The organism is Bacillus sp. NPDC094106 (assembly GCF_044764345.1).
In the GTDB taxonomy this organism is placed as follows: domain Bacteria; phylum Bacillota; class Bacilli; order Bacillales; family Bacillaceae_G; genus Bacillus_A.
In genome coordinates, this window is record NZ_JBIWHY010000007.1 from 221,162 (window position 1) to 242,173 (window position 21,012).

Genomic DNA, 21,012 nt, shown 5'->3' on the forward strand with positions numbered 1-21,012 from the left:
CTAACTTATTTTTATTGTTCACGAACATGAACTTTTACTGTTGCTGCTACTTGCGGATGCAACTTTACAGTTACATTTGTATATCCTAATGCCCGAATTGCATCGTCCATTTCAAATTTACGTTTATCAAGCTTAATATTATGTGCTTTTTGCATTACATCTACAATTTGTTTACTTGTGATAGAGCCAAATAAACGACCGCCTTCACCAGATTTCGCTTTTAATTCTACAGTTAATTTCTCTAAAGTTTCTTTTAATTTTTTTGCATTTTCAAGTTCTGCTGCTGCATCTTTTTCTTCTTTACGTTTTTGTGCCTCTAATGTTTTCATACTACTATTAGTTGCTTCTGCAGCTAACCCTTGTTTTAACAAGAAGTTATTTGCATAACCATCTGGTACGTTTTTTATTTCTCCTTTTTTCCCTTTACCTTTTACGTCTTTTAGAAAAATTACCTTCATGATTGTGTGCCTCCCTGTAAATAGTCATCAATAACAAATTGAAGTTTATCTTCAGCTTCATCTACCGTAATATTTTTCATCTGTGTAGCTGCATTTGTTAAATGTCCGCCGCCACCTAGATTTTCCATAATTAGCTGCACATTCACTTCACCTAAAGAACGTCCGCTAATTCCAATGAAGCTTTCCCCACGTTTTGCAATGACAAAAGATGCAATTATCCCTGTCATCGTCAACAACGTATCAGCTGATTGCGCAATTAACACTTGATTGTAATATTCATCACCATCTACTTTGGCAATCGCAATTCCATTTTTATAAATGTAAGCATTTTGAATTGTTTTTGCAATTCTTAAATACTGCTGCATATCTTCTTTTAACAATTCTTGCACAAGAACTGTATCCGCTCCGTGCGAACGTAGATAAGAAGCTGCATCAAATGTACGAGCACCTGTCCGGAATGTAAAACTTTTTGTATCTACTATAATTCCTGCAAGTAGTGCTGTCGCTTCCAGCATCGTCATTTTTAAACGCTTTGGTTGATATTCAAGAAGCTCCGTTACAAGCTCTGCTGTCGAAGAAGCATATGGCTCCATATAGACAAGAAGTGGATCTTCAATGAATTCTTCGCCACGCCGATGATGGTCAATCACAATTACATTTTCAATCTTATGCAGCAGTTTTTCCTCCATCACCATTGAGGGCTTATGTGTATCAACAACAACAAGTAATGAATCATCTGTTGCAAATTCCATAGCCTGCTGCGGTGTAATAAAGCGAGACCATAGATCTTCACTTTGCTTCACCTTATTCATTAGGCGTTTAATCCCCTTATCAGAATCGTTCTCGTCTAATACAATATATCCTTCACGTTCATTTAATTGTGCTACCTTTAAAATACCAATTGCAGCACCAATCGCATCCATATCTGGAGCTTTATGCCCCATTATAATAACATTGCTACTTTCCAATACCAAATCTTTTAATGCATGAGAGATAACTCGTGCCCGTACGCGTGTACGTTTTTCAACAGGATTCGTCTTACCGCCATAAAACTTTACCTTACCAGTCGCCTGTTTAATAGCTACTTGGTCCCCACCTCTTCCTAATGCGAGATCTAAACCTGATTGAGCCATAGCTCCAAGTTCTGATAAAGATAAATCACCAGATCCAACGCCAATACTTAATGTAAGTGGAATATTTCGTTTTGACGTTTCTTCGCGTACTTGATCTAAAATATCGAATTTTCCTTTCTCCATTTGTGCCAAAATGCTTTCATTTAACACAACAAAGAATCTCTCTGAAGAGGCACGTTTTAAATATGCACCATATTTAATGGCCCATTCGTTTAAACGTGAAGTAACAAGGCTTGTTATATTCGTACGCAATTGATCATCTAGCCCTTGTGTAACCTCATCGTAGTTATCCAAGTAAATGACCGCTAGAACCGTACGCTGATCCTCATACATCTTTTCGATTTCCGTTTGCTCTGTTACATCAAAGAAATAAATTAACTTTTCTTCTTTTCTTACGAACACACGGAACTTGCGATTATTTAAAGATACGATATCATCAGAAGTTTCTCCTTTTATAAAAAGAAGTAATGTTTCTGATACATCATACAGATGCCATCCTGCTAAAGAATGCTGTCCTAAACAAGAAGACAAATAAGGATTTGCCCAATCAATTCCATAATCCTTATTGTATAACAAAATACCAATTGGCATTTGATTAAATGCTTCATTACTTACTTTCTTTACCCTTGTAATCATATCTGTTGTATACTTTTCGAAATTCCTCTGAAAGGCAAGTTCAAAACGAATTACAAAGAACAGTACAATGCAAAAAATAAAAAAGGTGGCCATCCCCACTAGCCAGTGAAAGTAACCAAGAATGGTAATAAGCACAAACATAAAAAATGCCAATACATAAACAGGGTATAAAAAACGCTGTCTCTTATAAAATTCAGGCATGGATCCAACTCCTATAAAGTAAAACTAACACAGCTAGCAGATAATCCACTTGTAGCTGTTGGTTAGTTGAACAGATTAAACGCCTTCACGTTAAACGTTCACTACAGGTCCACATAGTATGAAATAAGCTGCTATAACGTCTCCTCGCTATTACTTATTTTGATTGTATTTTAGAACGCAATGAAAAACCTAAGTCAATTATACCTAAGATTGTCACAAGAGGGAACAACATAGGAATAAACATACATACAATAAAGCTAATAATAGGGAGTGCCTTTGTATAACCTTTTGCATGCGCCAAAAAGGCTATAAACACAAAACCTTGAAATACAAGGAGCATTGAAAAGATGAAATATAAATTAGAAAACACTATGTGTAAATATGAATCCGATTCAACTTTCATAAATGTGGAAAGTACAATAAATATAACGTAATACCAAACGATATTCTTTGGTAATTGCATATCTCGAAATTTAGGCCATGGCACTACAGAATGCTTCAATCTTCTTAAAACATTTCCCGCCATTAATACTGTAATCCAAGAATACATTACCGAAACAATTACAAGTAAACTTGGAAGGAGAATGCGAAGCAGGTCACTAATTTGTCCTAATAAATCTTTTTGCTCCTCAGTGATTGATGCACCAGCAGCAGTCATTATTTTCTCACTTTGTTCAATTCCTTCTTTAAACATATCCTGCATTTGCTTCATTAAATCTATGTTAAAAAACTTGACACTTCCGATATAAATCAATAAAAAACTAATCAAGTATGCAAGTGTCCCTACTAATAGTATTTCCACTGGTCTTTTTTGCTTTTTATACATATATCCTAAAGCAATACCTATTATGCCGCACATAAATGTTTTTACAAGACTAAGTGGCGAACTCACAATAATGGTAACAAACAGTGCAGACACAAAAAACATACACGCACTAGAAAACGGGTGTCTTACCATAAACAATAAAAACGGTAATGGCAACGCAAATGTTACAACCATACTTAAAATAGGAATATATAGGGATACAAGAAGTAAAACCGCATATACAGCTAATAATACTGCTCCCTCTGTAATAAGCCTTGTACGTTTCATCTTTTAACCTCTCTTTCCAAAAAGAAAAGCATAGCAAAATGCACAGTAGAGTCGGACTCTACTGTGCATTTCATACGCTATTATTCACCAACATATGGTAAAAGTGCCATTTGACGAGCACGTTTAATTGCAACTGTAAGTTTGCGTTGGTATTTTGCGCTTGTTCCTGTTACACGACGAGGTAAAATTTTACCACGCTCAGAAACGAAACGTTTCAATAAATCAACATCTTTATAGTCGATGCGAGTGATGCCGTTAGATGTGAAGAAACACACTTTACGACGTTTCGCACGTCCACCTTTGCGTCCTGCCATGTTTATTTCCCTCCATTCTTTGTTAAAAATAACCGATTCGTACCATTAGAATGGTAAATCGTCGTCCGAAATGTCAATCGGTTGACCAACATTCGAAAATGGATCGTCATTCTTTGTAAATCCAGAGTTACCTGAGTTACCTGAGTTACCCGAGTTACTAGATTGACCAAATGGGTTAGAGCTTTGGTTACCGAAACCAGCTCCTGATGGTTGCTGATTGAACGAACCGCGTTGCTCCCCACCGCCATTACGCGGCTCTAAAAATTGTACGCTCTCCGCAAGAACTTCTGTTACATATACACGTTTACCATCTTGTCCCTCGTAATTACGAGTTTGAAGACGTCCATCTACGCCCGCTAAGCTACCTTTTTTCAAATAATTCGCCACGTTTTCTGCTTGTTTACGCCATATTACACAATTAATAAAGTCAGCTTCACGCTCACCTTGTTGATTCGCAAATGCGCGATTCACAGCTAACGTGAAAGTAGCTACCGCAACACCATTGGGCGTGTAACGTAAGTCAGGGTCCTTAGTTAAACGACCAACGAGGATAACACGATTCATCAATCGAACCACTCTCCCTATATATCTTAATTATTTTTCTTCTTCTTTAACAACGATGTGACGAAGGATATCTTCGTTGATCTTAGCTAAACGATCGAATTCTGTAACAGCTTCTGCGTTAGAATTTACGTTTAAGATCATGTAGAAACCGTCACGTAAGTCGTTGATTTCGTAAGCTAAACGACGCTTACCCCACTCTTTCGTGTTAATGATTTCTGCACCATTGTTAGTTAAAACGCCTGCGAAGCGCTCAACTAAAGCTTTTTGAGCTTCTTCCTCCATGTTTGGACGGATGATGTACATGATTTCGTACTTTTTCATTACACTTTCACCTCCTTTTGGTCTAAACGGCCCATAATGGGCAAGGAGCAATTAATTATATAGTAATTACTCACGAGTTTAGATTATATCATAGTAAGTTGAATGAATCAACTTACCAATACATAAAAAACTTGGCAAACATATGATATGTTTGCCAAGCTTATATCCCTATTTTTCCTAGGAAATATAAATTTACACGTTAAAGCGGAAGTGCATAACATCTCCATCTTTTACGATATACTCTTTTCCTTCTAAACGTACTTTTCCAGCTTCTTTAGCGGCTGTCATAGAGCCATTCTCCATTAAATCATCATATGAAACTGTTTCAGCACGAATAAACCCACGTTCAAAGTCTGTATGGATAACGCCAGCACATTGTGGCGCCTTCATGCCTTTTTTAAACGTCCATGCACGTACTTCTTGTACACCAGCTGTGAAATAAGTAGCTAAGCCTAGTAAATCGTATGCAGCACGAATCAACTGATCTAAACCTGATTCTTCAATACCTAGCTCTTCAAGGAATACTTTTTTCTCCTCTTCATCTAGCTCAGCAATTTCTGACTCGATTTTTGCACAAACTACAATTACTTGTGAATTTTCATTTGCTGCAAATTCTTTTACCATTTGCACATATTTATTTTCAGATGGATCCATAATATCATCTTCACTTACGTTCGCTACATATAGCATTTCTTTCGTTGTAAGCAAATGAAGGCCTTTAACAATTTTCATCTGTTCTTCTGTAAACTCAACAGTACGAGCTGGTTTTCCCGCTTCAAATGCTTCTTTTAAACGAACTAAAATCTCGTGTTCATATACTGCTTCTTTATCTTTTTGTCTTGCTAACTTCGCTACACGTTCGATACGTTTATCAACCGATTCTAAATCCGCTAAAATGAGTTCTAAATTGATTGTTTCAATATCATCAATTGGATCTACTTTTCCTGAAACGTGTGTAATATTTTCATCTTCAAAACAACGTACAACTTGGCAAATTGCATCTACTTGGCGAATGTGAGATAGAAATTTATTTCCTAATCCTTCACCTTTACTTGCACCTTTTACAATCCCTGCGATATCAGTAAATTCAAATACAGTTGGAACAGTTTTTTTCGGTTCTACTAGTTCTGTTAATTTATTTAAGCGATCATCTGGTACTTCTACAATCCCTACGTTCGGATCAATTGTACAGAATGGATAGTTTGCAGATTCTGCTCCCGCTTGTGTAATTGCATTAAATAATGTTGATTTCCCCACGTTAGGTAAGCCAACAATCCCAGCCGTTAATCCCATATTTTTCACTCCTATGTCTCAATCTTCCATCATTATAGATAGTAACGAATAAAATGACAAGTTACCTAAAAGCTCAAAAAAGTAACAGCTGCATGAGGCAGCTGTTACTTTTTCTCTATTCTTCGTGCTTTACAAGTATTTTTTTTACCTTACGATCAAACTCTCTTCGAGGAATCATTACCGAATGGCCACATCCCTCGCACTTAATGCGGATATCCATTCCCATACGAATAATCTTCCAACGATTTTCACCACAAGGATGGGCTTTTTTCATTTCCACAACATCGTACAAGTTATACTGCTTTTGCTCCACTCTCCAAACCCCTCTCACTACTAATTTGCTTTTTCACTCATCAACTCTTCACGATTATATAAAACCATACGCGGGTATGGAATTTCAATACCATGTAAATCAAGACGAGCTTTAATCTCTTTACGAAGAGCCCTAGCAATAACCGCATGTTTCATCGGTTCTACTTCAGAGATAACACGCAACACCACTTCAGATGCAGCAAGTGTTTGAACCCCTAATAATTGCGGCATTGTTACCATTTCTTCATATTTTTCAGGTAATTCTTGTAATAATTTTTCAATTACTTGCTCTGCTCGATTGATATCACTCTCATAAGAAATCGATACATCAACGAATGCCACACTATTGCTAATGGAAAAGTTTGTTACTTGCGTAATACTACCATTTGGTAAAATATGAATTTCACCTGTCCAGCTTTTCATCTTCGTTGTTCGTAGTCCAATTTCTAAAACTGCTCCTTCGAATTGGCCGATTCTTACATAATCACCAACTGAAAATTGATCCTCTAATAAAATAAATAAACCTGTAATAACGTCTTTTACTAAACTTTGAGCACCAAAACCAACTGCTAAACCGATTACCCCAGCCCCAGCTAGTAATCCCGATGCATTAATGTCAAATACACCTAAAATCGCGATTAGCATAACAAACATAACAACGTACGCCACAATATTTTCAAGCAATTTCGCTACCGTAACTGTGCGACGCTCTGAAATTTGAATAGGCGAACGACTCCCCATATGGAATGCTTTTCTTACAATCGCTCTAGCAAGACGAACCACTATCACACCAAGTACTAAAATAACTATTATTTTTATCGTTCTCATTCCTACATTGGCCCAATTTATCGAATCAAACCATTGTATTAATAAATCCATATACTTGTACCTCTCCAACTAAAATTTCTTTTTATTCACTCTTTATTGTATCAGAAGTTTTCCCTATTTCTGAAAAAATTTTATGACTTTCTTTACATTTGTTCTTCTTCATTCAGGTATAAAATGACATGAATATATATATACTAGTACTATTATTTCCTCCCTCATAAACAGTTTGCAAACATCATGAACTTATAATTTTTCATGTTACATTTTTCTTTCACTCATTATGAAATAAAAGCCTTATATAAAAACACTTTATAACATGTTGTAAAAATTTATTAAAAGGATGGGTGCTTCATGAACATTGGGAGTTTTCGCTTGCCTTTTTTTGAAAAAGAATCGCAAAATGTTATGCACCACGACGTAGAGGCCTCCGAGACAATCAGCAATTTCTTACTCTCACATATACCCATTAAACTAAATATCCCGCTCATTCTCATTTGCATTGGAACAGACCGTTCAACTGGTGATGCACTTGGACCGTTAGTCGGGACTAAATTAGAACAGATGGAGATCCAAAACTTCCAAGTATTCGGCACGCTCGATGAACCAGTACACGCACTAAATCTCGAAGATAAAATTCAGAATATACAAACTTCTATTCTGGACTCTTTTATTATCGCAATAGACGCTTGCCTTGGAAAATCCCAAAATATCGGCTCCATAACGATTGGAAAAGGACCTAGCAAACCTGGAGCAGCAATGAATAAGAAATTGCCAGCAGTTGGAGAATTACACATACATGGCATTGTAAATTTGAATGGCTTTATGGAATTTTTTGTCCTTCAGAATACAAGATTGAGTCTAGTTATGAAAATGGCTGATGTGATTTCTCAAAGTATAAAAGAAACAGATCAAAAATTATCAGCATTAAAAAGAGCAAACCATCTATAAGTAAAAAGATGGTTTGCTTTTTAATTGTTTCCTGCTAGTAACTCTAAAATACGATTTAAATCATCTTTATTAAAGAACTCTATTTCAATTTTACCTTTTTCTTTTTTTGTTTCTTTAATCTTTACACCTGTGCCAAATTTTTCCCTTAATAGCGTTTCACGTTCTACAAAAAATATATTTCTTTCCATTTTCACCTTCTTTGTTTCACGTGAAACGCGCTGGTTAATTTCTTGAACAATTTGCTCTAGTTGTCTAACATTCAAACTCTCTTTTTCAATGCGCTTCAGTAAAGATTTTAATTGTTCTTCATCTTTTACCGTAAGTAATGTTCGACCATGTGCCATAGATAACTTTCCACTTGCAATCATATCTTGAACAAATGGAGGGAGGCTTAGTAATCGAGTATAATTCGCAATATATGGCCTACTTTTTCCGAGACGCTTTGCTAATTGTTCTTGTGTTACGTTCAACTCATTCATTAGCATTTGGTACGCCATTGCTTCTTCCATTGGATTTAAGTCTTCACGTTGCAAATTTTCAAGTAAAGCAAATTCCATCATTTGCTGCTCACTTAATTGTCGAACAACAGCCGGAACTTTTTCAAGACCGGCTTCCTTAGCAGCTCGATACCTTCTTTCACCAGCAACAATTTCGTATCCTTTAATACTCTTTCTCGCAATTAAAGGTTGTAAAATACCATGTTCTTTAATAGATGCCGCCAACTCTTGAATCGCTTCTCTATTAAAGTGTTTACGTGGTTGGTACGGATTGGGTCTTAATTCAGTTACTGTAATCTCTTGAATTGTTTCTTCTTCTTTCACATCTAAATCAGGAAAAAATGCATTAATTCCTCTTCCTAGGCCTTTAGCCACCTGCAATCACTTCCTCTGCTAAATCTATATATACTTCTGCCCCTCTTGATTTAGCATCATACTGCATAATTGGTTTACCATGACTTGGTGCCTCACTTAAACGAACGTTACGCGGGATAATCGAGCGATATACTTTATCCCTGAAATATTTTTTCACTTCATCTATAACTTGGATCCCTAGATTCGTGCGCGCATCTAACATCGTTAACAATACACCTTGAATTGCTAAATTTTTATTTAAATGCTTTTGCACAAGCCGGACTGTATTTAATAGTTGGCTTAATCCTTCCAATGCATAGTATTCACACTGAACAGGGATAATGACAGAATCTGCTGCGGTTAATGCATTAATTGTTAATAACCCTAAAGATGGGGGGCAGTCGATAATAATATAATCATATTCGTTACGAATCGGCTGTAATGCCCTCTGCAAACGTACTTCCCGGGAAATGGTTGGCACCAATTCAATTTCAGCTCCTGCCAATTGAATGGTAGCGGGTAGAACATCTAAGTTTTCAGTTGCGGTTTTCTGTATAACGTCTTGAACATCTGTATCTTCTACGAGAACATTATAAATACATTGATTTAATTCAGATTTTTCAATTCCCACACCAGTCGTTGCATTTCCTTGAGCATCAATGTCTACAAGAAGGACTTTTTTCCCTACCTGTGCCAATCCAGCTCCTAAATTAACGGATGTTGTTGTTTTTCCAACACCGCCTTTTTGATTAGCAATAGCAATGATTTTTCCCATGATGTCACCTACTTTCAACCTTTCTATCTTATTCTAAAAATAATTATGTTTATTGTAACATGAAATAAAACTTTTTCTTTTACGTCCTTATTAAACTTCAAAATTTATTTCTAAACTCCTTCTTCATTCCACAAGAAAATATAGTAAAAGGGACCTCTTCAAAAGAATGAGGTCCCTTTTACTATATAAATCCATTTTAATTTTTCGACATCTAAATCCCTGCTGTGCAGAATAAAAAGTACCCTCCACTCGTTTGCTCTTTCTGTTTTTACTTCGCATGTGGCAGAAAAAGGCCCTGACCGCTTCTATGCATGGTCAAATACTCTCTCCCACCTAAAAAGAGAGGTTTTATGTCGTTTTTTTCATTGATGTATATATATTACTTTTTCTTAGGAATTTTAATTGTAATTTGATAGTACTCATCAAATTCTTCTTCCTCAGAGTTAACATTTAAACCACTTTTTGCAACCATTTGTAGTGATTGCCTAATTGTATTCATCGCAATTCTCATATCACGACTTACTGCCTTTTGTTTTGCTTTACGCTTTGGTTTTACTTCCTCTAGAAGCTTCGCGATACGTTCTTCAGTTTGTTTTACGTTCAATTGTTTTTCTACAATTTCTTGTAAAACTTTTAATTGTAACTCTTCATTTTTTAAAGGAATAAGTGCACGAGCATGGCGTTCGGTAATGCTCTTTTCTAGTAAAGCCCTTTTAATTTCTTCAGGCAACTTTAATAATCGCAACTTATTTGCGATTGTTGATTGCCCTTTGCCAAGCCTTTGTGCTAGCGCCTCTTGCGTTAAATTATGTAACTCAATCAGCTTTTGATATGCGACAGCTTCCTCAATTGCCGTTAGCTCTTCACGTTGTAGATTTTCAATCAAGGCAACAGAAGCTGTTTCTGTATCATTTAAGTTTTTTATAATTGCGGGAACCTTTTCCCACCCCAATTTCGTTGCTGCACGAAAACGTCTTTCCCCGGCAATAATTTCATAATTATCTTCTTCATACTGCCTCACAACAATTGGTTGGATAAGCCCATGTGTACGAATCGTTAAAGCTAGTTCATCGATGCGCGCGTCATCAAAAACCGTCCGCGGTTGATAACGATTGGGAATGATATTTGCTATCGGAATTTCTTTTATTTCTTCATATATCTTTTTATCTATTTCTTCATGGCTTTCGTCTTGTAATTCGAATTCGCTCTCTTTATATCCAAAGCCAAACAAACGAGAAAACGTATTTTTCATACATATTCCACCACCTTTGGGCCTATTGAATGTTCTACATAAAAATGTTTCCTATGAAACATTTACGCTTTCATTTATATAATTTAATCTTACGTCTAATAAGATTTATTTTTCAATAGGTAATTTATTGGGCGTCCCTGGCTTACGCGGATATTTCTTCGGTGTTTTACGCTTTTTCTCAATTAATAAAATGTTACGTTCACTTTCTTCAAACGGTAATTGGAACGTAGACATCTCTTTTAATTCCCCGCCAAGTACCTCTAAAGCATACTTACCATTTTCAATCTCTTCATTGGCAGCTGCGCCTTTCATAGCGATAAATGTTCCTCCTACCTTTACAAGTGGTAAACATAATTCACTCAGTACAGAGAGGCGAGCCACCGCACGCGCCATTACAACATCATACGATTCACGTACGCCTTCTTTTTTCCCAAATGTTTCAGCACGGTCATGACAAAAAGCAACATCACTTAACTCTAATTTTTGGGCTAAATGATTTAAAAAGTTAATGCGTTTTTGCAATGAATCAACAATTGTTACTTTCAAGTGTGGGAAACAGATTTTTAAAGGAATACTTGGAAACCCTGCGCCTGCACCTACATCACAAACGGAGAATGGTTTGGAAAAATCATAATAAAAAGCGGCAGTGACTGAGTCAAAAAAGTGCTTTAAATACACTTCTTCTTTCTCCGTAATAGCTGTTAAATTCATTTTCTCGTTCCATTCTACTAATGTTTCAAAGTAGATTTCGAATTGCTCTAATTGCCTAGGAGAAAGGGAAACCCCTCTTTCTCCTAGCATAGATTGAAATTGTTCTATGTTCATCTGGCAATATCTCCTTACTATATTATTGGTTCGATACTCGCGCGATTTTTCCTTGTTCGATGTACACAAGTAAAATGGAAATATCAGCTGGATTTACACCGGAAATACGGGATGCCTGCCCCATGGAAAGAGGACGAACATCTTTTAATTTTTGTCTTGCCTCAGAAGCAATTCCAGAAATTGCATCATAATCAATATCGACAGGAATCTTTTTGCCTTCCATTTTCTTCATGCGTTCTACTTGTTGTAAAGATTTTTCAATATATCCTTCATACTTAATTTGAATTTCAACTTGTTCTGCAATTTCATCATTTATTTCTAATTCGCTTGGTGAAAGAAGGCGGATATGTTCATACGTCATTTCCGGACGACGTAGTAAATCACTTGCACGTATGCCATCCTTTAATTCACTTCCACCAACAGTGCGAATCAATTCTTGTACTTCAGGACGTGGTTTAATAATAATGCCTTCTAAACGTGCTTTTTCTTGTTCGATCTGTCTCTTTTTCTCAGAAAAACGCTCATAACGCTCTTCCGGAATTAAGCCAATTTCATGACCAATTTCCGTTAAACGAAGGTCCGCATTATCATGACGCAATAATAAACGATATTCTGCACGAGAAGTTAGTAAACGATAAGGCTCATTTGTCCCTTTTGTCACAAGATCATCGATTAAAACGCCAATATATGCATCAGAACGCCCTAAAATAACCTCTTTTTTCCCTAAAGAACGACAAGCTGCATTAATTCCGGCCATAATTCCTTGTCCTGCAGCTTCTTCATAGCCAGAGGTACCATTAATTTGTCCTGCTGTATATAAATTTTTAATTTTTTTCGTTTCAAGAGTCGGCCAAAGCTGTGTTGGTACAATCGCATCATATTCAATTGCATAACCTGTACGCATCATCTCAACATTCTCTAGACCAGGAATTGTTTTCAGCATTTCACGTTGTACATCTTCTGGTAAGCTTGTTGATAAACCTTGCACATATACTTCCTGTGTATTACGACCTTCTGGCTCTAAGAAAATTTGATGACGTGGTTTATCATTGAAACGCACTACTTTATCCTCAATTGATGGACAATAACGAGGCCCTGTTCCTTTAATCATTCCAGAATACATTGCAGAGCGATGTAAGTTTTTATCAATTAAACGATGTGTTTCTTCACTCGTATATGTTAACCAGCATGGAATTTGATCCATGATGAATTTTGTTGTTTCAAAAGAAAAAGCACGTGGTTTTTCGTCACCTGGTTGAATTTCTGTTTTACTATAATCAATAGTATTACTATTCACACGAGGAGGTGTGCCTGTTTTAAATCTAACAAGATCCAAACCAAGTTCCTCTAGGTGCTCAGACAATGTGATAGATGGTTGCTGATTATTTGGACCACTTGAGTATTTTAAATCTCCCATAATAATCTCACCACGTAAAAATGTACCTGTTGTAATTACAACTGTTTTTGCCGTATATTCAGCACCTGATTGTGTAATTACTCCTTTACATACATCATCCTCAACAATTAAACGTTCAACCATTCCTTGGCGTAATGTTAAGTTTGGTGTTTCTTCAATTGTTTTCTTTAATTCATGTTGATATGAAAATTTATCTGCTTGTGCACGAAGAGCACGTACAGCTGGGCCTTTTCCTGTATTCAACATGCGCATTTGGATGTGCGTTTTATCAATATTACGTCCCATTTCGCCGCCTAATGCATCAATTTCACGAACAACAATCCCTTTTGCTGGTCCACCAACAGAAGGGTTACATGGCATAAACGCTACCATATCTAAATTAATTGTTAACATTAATGTTTTTGAGCCCATTCGTGCTGCTGCAAGACCAGCTTCACATCCTGCATGACCTGCACCGATTACTATGACGTCGTAAGAACCGGCATTGTATCCCATTATTTATTCCTCCTAAGGTTAGCTATCTTTCTAAAACATTTCTATGTTATTTTCCTAAACAAAATTGAGAGAACAACTGGTCGATTAAACTTTCATGAACCGTATCACCAGTAATTTCACCAAGTATTTCCCATGTTCTTGTTAAATCAATTTGAACCATATCAATTGGAACACCGTTCCCTATTGCTTCAATTGCATCTCCAATTGTTTTTTCTGCTTGTGTTAATAAACCGATATGTCTTGCATTAGAAACATATGTCATATCTGCAGATTCGATTGTTCCTTCAAAGAATAGATCAGCTATCGCTTTTTCTAGCTCATCTACGCCTCGCTCCTCAATTAAGGATGTTGTAATGATACGATTTTTACCCGCTAATTGCATGACATGTTCCATATCAATTTTCTTTGGTAAATCGGTTTTATTTACAATGACAATAAAGTCTTTTCCTTGTACAGCATGGAATAGTTCTTCATCCTCATTTGTCAGTGCCTCACTATAATTTACTACGACTAAGACTAAATCAGCCTGCCCCATCATTTCTTTCGAACGCTCTACACCAATTCGCTCAACAATATCTTCCGTTTCACGAATTCCTGCTGTATCAATGAGTTTAAGCGGTACACCACGTACATTGACATACTCTTCAATGACATCACGGGTTGTTCCTGCTATATCGGTTACAATTGCTTTGTTCTCTTGAACAAGGCTGTTTAATAATGAAGACTTCCCAACATTAGGCCTTCCGATGATTGCAGTCGCAATCCCTTCTCGCAAAATTTTCCCTTGCTTAGATGTTTCCAATATATTTTGAATTTCACCACGAACATGCGTAGCCTTTTCAATTAAAATATTATGTGTCATTTCTTCTACATCATCGTATTCCGGATAATCTATATTTACTTCTACATGAGCTAATGTCTCTAAAATTTCTTGACGAAGACGACCAATTAATTTGGATAACCGTCCTTCCATTTGATTAATTGCTACGTTCATCGCCCGATCAGTTTTTGCACGAATTAAGTCCATTACAGCCTCGGCTTGAGATAAATCAATACGCCCATTTAAAAATGCACGTTTTGTAAATTCACCTGGCTCCGCTAAGCGTACTCCCTGTGTCAAAATAAGTTGTAATACTTTATTTACTGAAACAAGGCCGCCATGACAATTAATTTCTACTATATTTTCACGCGTAAATGTTTTCGGTGCTCTCATAATCGACACCATAACTTCTTCAATAACTTGATTCGTATCTAAATCAACAATATGCCCATAATGGATCGTATGAGAAGATACTGCCGTTAAATCTTTCCCTTTAAAAATACGATTGACTTTTTCAATCGCATCCTCTCCACTTACTCGAACAATGGCAATTGCGCCTTCCCCAAGTGCTGTGGAAATTGCAGCAATTGTATCAAATTCCATGTCCTTTCACCTCACTTGTTTATTTCTCTCTATTTCAACATGATTTTTTCCTTCACTAAACTATTAGGATACCATAATGAACCTGTCTACAAAAGAATAATAACTCATTTTATTATGTCCTCATATAAAAACCAATAAACTTACTCACAGTGGATAAGTTTATTGGTTTCAGTTATCCACAATTATTTTTATAAAGAAAACCTTGAACCAGTAAAAACTTCCTCTATTCCCATTAATTATTTGTCCTGATCAGGATTCTACAAGATATATTCACAGAAAAAAACCGGTACTCAAGTGAGTAACCGGTTATTTGGAAGTTATTACAACATGTCGATGTGGTTCTTTTCCTTCAGAAGTTGTAATTACATTTGGATGATTAGATAATGTTTGGTGAATAATTTTTCGTTCAAAAGAAGGCATCGGCTCTAATACAAAGCTTTTCTTTGTACTCATTACTTGTTTTGCTAATCGATAAGAAAGTGATTCTAATGTATCTTTTCTTTTACTACGATAGTTCTCAGCATCCACTGTTATGCCAATATACTGTTTTGTACTACGATTCGCAACAAGTTTTGTTAAATATTGTAAAGAATTTAACGTATGACCTCTTTTCCCAATTAAAACACCTACATTTTCACCAGAAATTGTAAATTCTACTTCTCGACCTTTTACAGTTTTTGTAATCACCACATCCACACCCATACTTTGAACAACACTTTGTAAATATTGTTCAGCTTCTTGGATTGGATCTTTTTTTACTACAACTTCCACCACGGCTGGACGATTCCCAATTAAACCTAAGAACCCTCTCTTGCCTTCATCGATAATTTGTATATCAACTTGATCTTTTGGAACTTTTAATTGCCTTAAAGCATCTTGTACTGCCAGCTCGACTGTTTGTCCTTTAGCAGTAATTATACTCACTTGCTTGATCCTCCAGCCTTACTAGCCTTAATTTCTGGCCCTTTGATCAAATACATTTGAGCGACACCAAAAATATTACCAACTACCCAGTATAGAGATAATGCTGCTGGGAAATTAATTGCAAAGACTAAAATCATGATCGGCATAAGCCAAAGCATCATTGCCATTTGTGGATTTTGTCCAGCTGTACCTGCCATTGAAAGTTTTTGCTGAAGGAATGTTGTAATTGCTGCAACAATTGGAAGGATATAGTACGGATCTGGATGTCCTAAATCAAACCATAAGAAACTATGTTGTTTAATTTCCGTCGTTCTCATAATCGCATGATAAAATGCGAATAAAATTGGCATTTGAATAAAGATTGGTAAACAACCTGCTAATGGGTTTACGCCATTCTTTTGATACAATTGCATCATTTCTTGTTGCAACTTTTGCTGCGTCGCTTGATCCTTAGAGCTATATTTCTCTTTTAGTCTCGCCATTTCTGGTTGCAACGCTTGCATTGCTTTCGTACTCTTCGTTTGTTTAATCATTAATGGTAATAGCGCAAAACGAATAATAAGAGTCGTAACAACAATCGCTAAGCCAAAATTATTACCCAATAATTTTGCAAAATACGTGATTAACTGAGAAAGCGGGTATACGAAATATTCATTCCAAATCCCTGTGCTTTTCGATGTAATTGGCAGATTTGTTTCACTACAGCCCGCAGTAATCGCCATTAATGCAATAACCATGGCTAGTAAGCCTATCTTCTTTTTCACAGCCTGCTCCTCCTTGTTTCGGTATGTATATAGTGTAATTCATTTTCCTTTTCCTACGCTACTTGTTTGTGATTTTGATACCAGAGCGCTTAAAGGCATGAATTAAGCTTCCCTTTAATTGTTCATATGTCATATCTGCACAAGGCTTCCTTGCTATTATAACAAAATCTTTTCCAGAATCTATCTCATCTTTTAATTCGGTAATCGATTGGCGAATCATACGCTTAATTCGATTGCGTACAACTGCATTTCCTATTTTCTTACTAACAGAAAGACCGATTCGAAAGTATGGTTGCTCAGCCTTTTCAAGCTGGTATACAACAAACTGACGATTTGCATTCGATTTTCCATTTTGAAAAACAGCCTGGAATTCATCATTCTTTTTTATACGATTCTTTTTCTTCATATCAATTGACACTCCTGTATTTCATCAGTGGAAATTCATTATTACTAGAAAAAAAGACCACTGAACGATCAGTGGTCTACGCAGATAATACTTTTCTTCCTTTACGACGACGAGCTGCTAGCACTTTACGTCCGTTCGCTGTGCTCATACGGCTGCGGAAACCATGTACTTTGCTGCGCTTACGTTTATTTGGTTGGTAAGTTCTTTTCATTATATGACACCTCCCTGAGGAATATCTGTTAAAGACAGTCTTGTAAATTATAGTTAATCAACTAGTAAAATGTCAATGGTTCTCGAAATTTTCATCAAATATTCATTTTAAACCTATTCACAATTTTTTTCACAACCGCTTCATTCTCTTGTGGATAAATATATTTTCTGTTTTTTCATATCCACAAATTATTTTTTCACTTTTACACAGTATATCGTATTGTGGACAAGTTTATTCCACAAGGTATTGATTTTGTGGATAACTTTCTGAAATTCATTGCTATCACTACTTTTTTTTGATATTATAGTTGTGTTTTCACCTTGAACAAGTTTTCCACACTTATAATTTATCCACAAATTGTGCATAACATGTGGACAGTTATAATCACATGTGGGTAAATAGTTGTCCACATGTGGTTTTTTTGTCGAAAACTCTATCTCGTATACAGACGGCGTTTTTAGGTTTTAAAATACGTTCCGTATAAATATACATTATTGTTTTTTGAGGTTGTACAATTGTTGCACAACCTTATTCTTTTACCATCTTTGTAAAGGAGGGACACCCTTGGAAAATATCTCTGATTTATGGAATAGTGCTTTGAAAGAGCTAGAAAAAAAGGTAAGTAAACCGAGTTATGAAACCTGGTTAAAATCGACAAAAGCACATGCTTTAAAAAAAGATATATTAACCATTACAGCTCCAAATGAATTTGCTCGTGACTGGTTAGAATCTCATTATTCAGAGCTAATTTCAGAAACACTTTACGATTTAACAGGAGCAAAGCTAGATATTCGCTTTATTATTCCCCAAAGTCAAACTGAAGAGGAGATTGACTATCCTCCTGCTAAAAAGAAAAGAACAAATGACGAGTCTAATCACTTACCACAGAGCATGTTAAACCCGAAATATACTTTTGATACATTTGTTATTGGCTCTGGTAACCGCTTTGCACATGCAGCCTCTTTAGCTGTAGCTGAAGCACCCGCAAAAGCATATAACCCATTATTTATTTATGGGGGCGTTGGACTTGGAAAAACGCATTTAATGCATGCAATTGGTCATTATGTAATTGAGCATAATCCAAATGCAAAAGTCGTTTATTTATCATCAGAAAAATTTACAAACGAATTTATTAATTCAATTCGTGACAATAAAGCTGTCGATTTTCGTAATAAATACCGTAATGTAGATGTCTTATTGATAGATGATATTCAGTTTCTCGCTGGAAAAGAACAAACGCAAGAAGAGTTCTTCCATACATTTAATGCGTTACATGAAGAAAGTAAACAAATTGTAATTTCAAGCGATCGACCACCTAAGGAAATTCCAACTTTAGAAGATCGTCTTCGTTCACGATTTGAGTGGGGACTTATTACAGATATTACGCCACCAGACTTAGAAACGAGGATTGCAATTTTGCGGAAAAAGGCAAAAGCAGAAGGCCTTGATATTCCAAATGAGGTTATGCTCTATATTGCAAACCAAATTGACTCAAATATTCGTGAACTAGAGGGGGCACTTATTCGAGTTGTTGCCTATTCATCCCTAATTAATAAAGATATTAATGCAGATCTAGCAGCTGAAGCACTTAAAGATATTATTCCAAATTCTAAACCAAAAATTATTTCTATTTATGATATTCAAAAGGCTGTTGGAGATGTGTATCAGGTTAAATTAGAGGATTTCAAAGCGAAGAAACGTACAAAATCTGTTGCATTTCCTCGACAAATCGCAATGTATCTATCACGCGAACTTACAGACTCATCTTTACCAAAAATAGGTGAAGAATTTGGCGGCCGTGATCACACAACAGTTATCCATGCTCACGAAAAAATTTCGAAGTTATTAAAAACGGATACGCAACTGCAAAAACAAGTCGAAGAAATTAAGGATATTTTAAAGTAGTAGTTGAATAGTGTGAATAACTTTCCTTGTTTTACGCACAGTCTATCCACATGTAGATAGACTGTTTTTACATCTCTAAACTAAGTTATCCACATATCCACAAGCCCTACTACTATTACTACTACTTTTTTATCTTTATTAAATAAATAAAATCTTATACTTACCGGAGGTTTTCGTTATGCGTTTTACAATTCAAAAGGACTACCTTGTAAGAAGTGTACAAGATGTAATGAAGGCTGTTTCCTCTCGTACAACAATTCCCATTCTTACAGGAATTAAAGTTGTAGCTACTGAAGAAGGGGTTACATTAACAGGTAGTGATGCGAATATTTCAATTGAATCCTTTATTCCTGTTGAAGAAGATGGAAAAGAGATCGTAGAAATTGCACAATCAGGAAGTATTGTTTTACAAGCAAAATATTTTAGCGAAATTGTAAAAAAATTACCGAGAGACACGGTCGAAATTTCTGTAGAAAATCATTTTATGACAAAAATAAAATCTGGAAAATCCGAGTTTAATTTAAATGGCTTAGATGCTGCAGAATACCCATTATTACCGCAAATTGAAGAACATCATGTATTTAAACTCCCTACAGATTTACTAAAACACATGATTCGTCAAACCGTATTTGCGGTTTCAAGTTCTGAAACTCGTCCGATCTTGACAGGTGTAAACTGGAAAGTATATAACAGCGAACTGACTTGTATTGCAACAGATAGTCACAGGTTAGCACTTCGTAAAGCGAAAATTGAAGGACATAGTGTTTCTGGCGAATTCCAAGCGAATGTTGTTATCCCTGGTAAAAGTTTAAACGAATTAAGCAAGATTCTAGATGAATCTGAAGAGATGGTAGATATCGTTATTACAGAGTATCAAGTATTATTCCGAACAAAACATTTATTATTCTTCTCTAGATTATTAGAAGGTAATTACCCAGATACAACTCGTTTAATTCCAGCAGAAAGCAAAACAGATATTTTTGTAAATACAAAGGAATTTTTACAGGCTATTGATCGTGCTTCATTACTAGCAAGAGATGGCCGTAATAACGTTGTAAAGCTATCAACGTTAGAACAACAAATGCTGGAAATTTCTTCGAATTCACCAGAAATCGGGAAAGTAGTAGAAGAAATTCAATGTGAGAAGGTAGAAGGGGAAGAATTAAAAATATCCTTTAGTGCAAAATATATGATGGATGCATTAAAAGCCTTAGATAGTACGGAAATTAAAATTAGCTTTACTGGTGCAATGAGACCGTTCTTAATTCGTACAGTAAATGATAATTCTATTATCCAATTAATTTTACCAGTTCGTACTTACTAAGAAGAGTGAGGGTTGCTAGTTTAAATATGCTAGTGACCCTTGTTTGATTTTGGGTATTGCTTTCCTAATGTAAGTTTATTTAGTACAATGAAAGAATGAACACTTTCAGAAAGTGAGCGATTTTATGAAACGTATTAAGATTTCAACAGAGTACATTACACTAGGACAATTTTTAAAGTTAGCTGATGTGATTGATACAGGCGGCGCTGTGAAATGGTTCTTACAAGAATACGAAGTGTACGTGAATCAAGAGCTTGAAAATAGAAGAGGCCGAAAGTTATATGCAAATGATATCGTTGAAATTCCGGGAAACGGAACATTTCAAGTTCAGGCATAAAG

23 protein-coding genes are annotated in these 21,012 nt (G+C 35.8%); 4 read left to right on the top strand and 19 right to left on the bottom strand.

Going from position 1 to position 21,012, the window contains the following annotated elements; translation table 11 throughout:
* Positions 1-11: 11 nt before the first annotated feature.
* From rplI to ACIQ7L_RS13240, 9 genes are all read right to left on the bottom strand, one after another.
* Positions 12-458 (bottom strand): 50S ribosomal protein L9, encoded by a 447-nt coding sequence (gene rplI, locus ACIQ7L_RS13200; protein ID WP_400569708.1) that lies wholly within the window; start codon positions 456-458, stop codon positions 12-14.
* Positions 455-2,428 (bottom strand): DHH family phosphoesterase, encoded by a 1,974-nt coding sequence (locus ACIQ7L_RS13205; RefSeq protein WP_400569710.1) that lies wholly within the window; start codon positions 2,426-2,428, stop codon positions 455-457. The genes rplI and ACIQ7L_RS13205 overlap by 4 nt, the downstream gene beginning before the upstream one ends.
* A gap of 154 nt (positions 2,429-2,582) precedes the next feature.
* Complete coding sequence (locus tag ACIQ7L_RS13210; RefSeq protein ID WP_400569712.1) at positions 2,583-3,521, bottom strand: YybS family protein; 939 nt, start codon at positions 3,519-3,521, stop codon at positions 2,583-2,585.
* A gap of 80 nt (positions 3,522-3,601) precedes the next feature.
* On the bottom strand, positions 3,602-3,835 hold the full coding sequence (gene rpsR / locus ACIQ7L_RS13215) for a 30S ribosomal protein S18 (RefSeq protein WP_000918874.1): 234 nt from the start codon (positions 3,833-3,835) through the stop codon (positions 3,602-3,604).
* 45 nt (positions 3,836-3,880) lie between these two features.
* A complete protein-coding gene (ssb, locus tag ACIQ7L_RS13220) occupies positions 3,881-4,402 on the bottom strand; it encodes a single-stranded DNA-binding protein (protein ID WP_400569714.1) in 522 nt (173 codons plus the stop codon).
* Positions 4,403-4,429: 27 nt separating this feature from the next.
* The gene (gene rpsF / locus ACIQ7L_RS13225; protein ID WP_097894516.1) at positions 4,430-4,720 is read right to left on the bottom strand and encodes a 30S ribosomal protein S6; all 291 of its coding nucleotides are present in this window, start codon (positions 4,718-4,720) and stop codon (positions 4,430-4,432) included.
* Positions 4,721-4,912: 192 nt separating this feature from the next.
* Positions 4,913-6,013, bottom strand: a complete 1,101-nt coding sequence (gene ychF, locus ACIQ7L_RS13230) for a redox-regulated ATPase YchF (protein ID WP_400569717.1) — start codon at positions 6,011-6,013, stop codon at positions 4,913-4,915.
* 115 nt (positions 6,014-6,128) lie between these two features.
* Positions 6,129-6,326 (bottom strand): DUF951 domain-containing protein, encoded by a 198-nt coding sequence (locus ACIQ7L_RS13235; protein ID WP_000436053.1) that lies wholly within the window; start codon positions 6,324-6,326, stop codon positions 6,129-6,131.
* Positions 6,327-6,346: 20 nt separating this feature from the next.
* Complete coding sequence (locus tag ACIQ7L_RS13240; protein ID WP_400569719.1) at positions 6,347-7,204, bottom strand: mechanosensitive ion channel family protein; 858 nt, start codon at positions 7,202-7,204, stop codon at positions 6,347-6,349.
* Between the two features lie 300 nt (positions 7,205-7,504).
* Between ACIQ7L_RS13240 and yyaC the strand changes: the two genes are divergently transcribed.
* The gene (gene yyaC / locus ACIQ7L_RS13245; RefSeq protein WP_400569721.1) at positions 7,505-8,101 is read left to right on the top strand and encodes a spore protease YyaC; all 597 of its coding nucleotides are present in this window, start codon (positions 7,505-7,507) and stop codon (positions 8,099-8,101) included.
* A 20-nt stretch (positions 8,102-8,121) separates the two neighbouring features.
* Here the strand turns inward: yyaC and ACIQ7L_RS13250 are convergent, their stop codons facing one another.
* From ACIQ7L_RS13250 to rpmH, 10 genes are all read right to left on the bottom strand, one after another.
* Positions 8,122-8,973 (bottom strand): ParB/RepB/Spo0J family partition protein, encoded by an 852-nt coding sequence (locus ACIQ7L_RS13250; protein WP_400569723.1) that lies wholly within the window; start codon positions 8,971-8,973, stop codon positions 8,122-8,124.
* Entirely contained in the window at positions 8,966-9,727 is a 762-nt protein-coding gene (gene soj, locus ACIQ7L_RS13255) for a sporulation initiation inhibitor protein Soj (RefSeq protein ID WP_097894522.1), read from the bottom strand. Before soj ends, ACIQ7L_RS13250 begins: the two co-directional genes overlap by 8 nt.
* A gap of 379 nt (positions 9,728-10,106) precedes the next feature.
* Positions 10,107-10,979 carry a nucleoid occlusion protein gene (gene noc / locus ACIQ7L_RS13260; protein WP_400569725.1) on the bottom strand — a complete coding sequence of 291 codons (873 nt, stop codon included), beginning with the start codon at positions 10,977-10,979 and terminating at the stop codon, positions 10,107-10,109.
* A 105-nt stretch (positions 10,980-11,084) separates the two neighbouring features.
* Positions 11,085-11,804 carry a 16S rRNA (guanine(527)-N(7))-methyltransferase RsmG gene (rsmG, locus tag ACIQ7L_RS13265; protein WP_400569727.1) on the bottom strand — a complete coding sequence of 240 codons (720 nt, stop codon included), beginning with the start codon at positions 11,802-11,804 and terminating at the stop codon, positions 11,085-11,087.
* 22 nt (positions 11,805-11,826) lie between these two features.
* Positions 11,827-13,716 carry a tRNA uridine-5-carboxymethylaminomethyl(34) synthesis enzyme MnmG gene (gene mnmG, locus ACIQ7L_RS13270; protein ID WP_400569728.1) on the bottom strand — a complete coding sequence of 630 codons (1,890 nt, stop codon included), beginning with the start codon at positions 13,714-13,716 and terminating at the stop codon, positions 11,827-11,829.
* Between the two features lie 46 nt (positions 13,717-13,762).
* On the bottom strand, positions 13,763-15,139 hold the full coding sequence (gene mnmE / locus ACIQ7L_RS13275) for a tRNA uridine-5-carboxymethylaminomethyl(34) synthesis GTPase MnmE (RefSeq protein ID WP_400569730.1): 1,377 nt from the start codon (positions 15,137-15,139) through the stop codon (positions 13,763-13,765).
* 306 nt (positions 15,140-15,445) lie between these two features.
* Positions 15,446-16,063: an RNA-binding cell elongation regulator Jag/EloR gene (gene jag, locus ACIQ7L_RS13280; protein ID WP_400569732.1), complete on the bottom strand. Its 618-nt coding sequence runs from the start codon at positions 16,061-16,063 to the stop codon at positions 15,446-15,448.
* Complete coding sequence (gene spoIIIJ / locus ACIQ7L_RS13285) at positions 16,060-16,827, bottom strand: YidC family membrane integrase SpoIIIJ (protein ID WP_400569734.1); 768 nt, start codon at positions 16,825-16,827, stop codon at positions 16,060-16,062. The genes jag and spoIIIJ overlap by 4 nt, the downstream gene beginning before the upstream one ends.
* A gap of 58 nt (positions 16,828-16,885) precedes the next feature.
* Complete coding sequence (rnpA, locus tag ACIQ7L_RS13290; RefSeq protein WP_097897704.1) at positions 16,886-17,233, bottom strand: ribonuclease P protein component; 348 nt, start codon at positions 17,231-17,233, stop codon at positions 16,886-16,888.
* Positions 17,234-17,309: 76 nt separating this feature from the next.
* Positions 17,310-17,444: a 50S ribosomal protein L34 gene (rpmH, locus tag ACIQ7L_RS13295; RefSeq protein WP_000831901.1), complete on the bottom strand. Its 135-nt coding sequence runs from the start codon at positions 17,442-17,444 to the stop codon at positions 17,310-17,312.
* 564 nt (positions 17,445-18,008) lie between these two features.
* On the opposite strand from rpmH, the gene dnaA reads away from it, so the two are divergent.
* The 3 genes from dnaA to yaaA all read left to right on the top strand — a co-directional run bounded on the left by dnaA (position 18,009) and on the right by yaaA (position 21,010).
* The gene (dnaA, locus tag ACIQ7L_RS13300) at positions 18,009-19,349 is read left to right on the top strand and encodes a chromosomal replication initiator protein DnaA (protein WP_400569736.1); all 1,341 of its coding nucleotides are present in this window, start codon (positions 18,009-18,011) and stop codon (positions 19,347-19,349) included.
* Positions 19,350-19,527: 178 nt separating this feature from the next.
* On the top strand, positions 19,528-20,673 hold the full coding sequence (gene dnaN / locus ACIQ7L_RS13305) for a DNA polymerase III subunit beta (RefSeq protein WP_400569738.1): 1,146 nt from the start codon (positions 19,528-19,530) through the stop codon (positions 20,671-20,673).
* A gap of 124 nt (positions 20,674-20,797) precedes the next feature.
* Complete coding sequence (yaaA, locus tag ACIQ7L_RS13310; RefSeq protein ID WP_003194149.1) at positions 20,798-21,010, top strand: S4 domain-containing protein YaaA; 213 nt, start codon at positions 20,798-20,800, stop codon at positions 21,008-21,010.
* Positions 21,011-21,012: the final 2 nt, after the last annotated feature.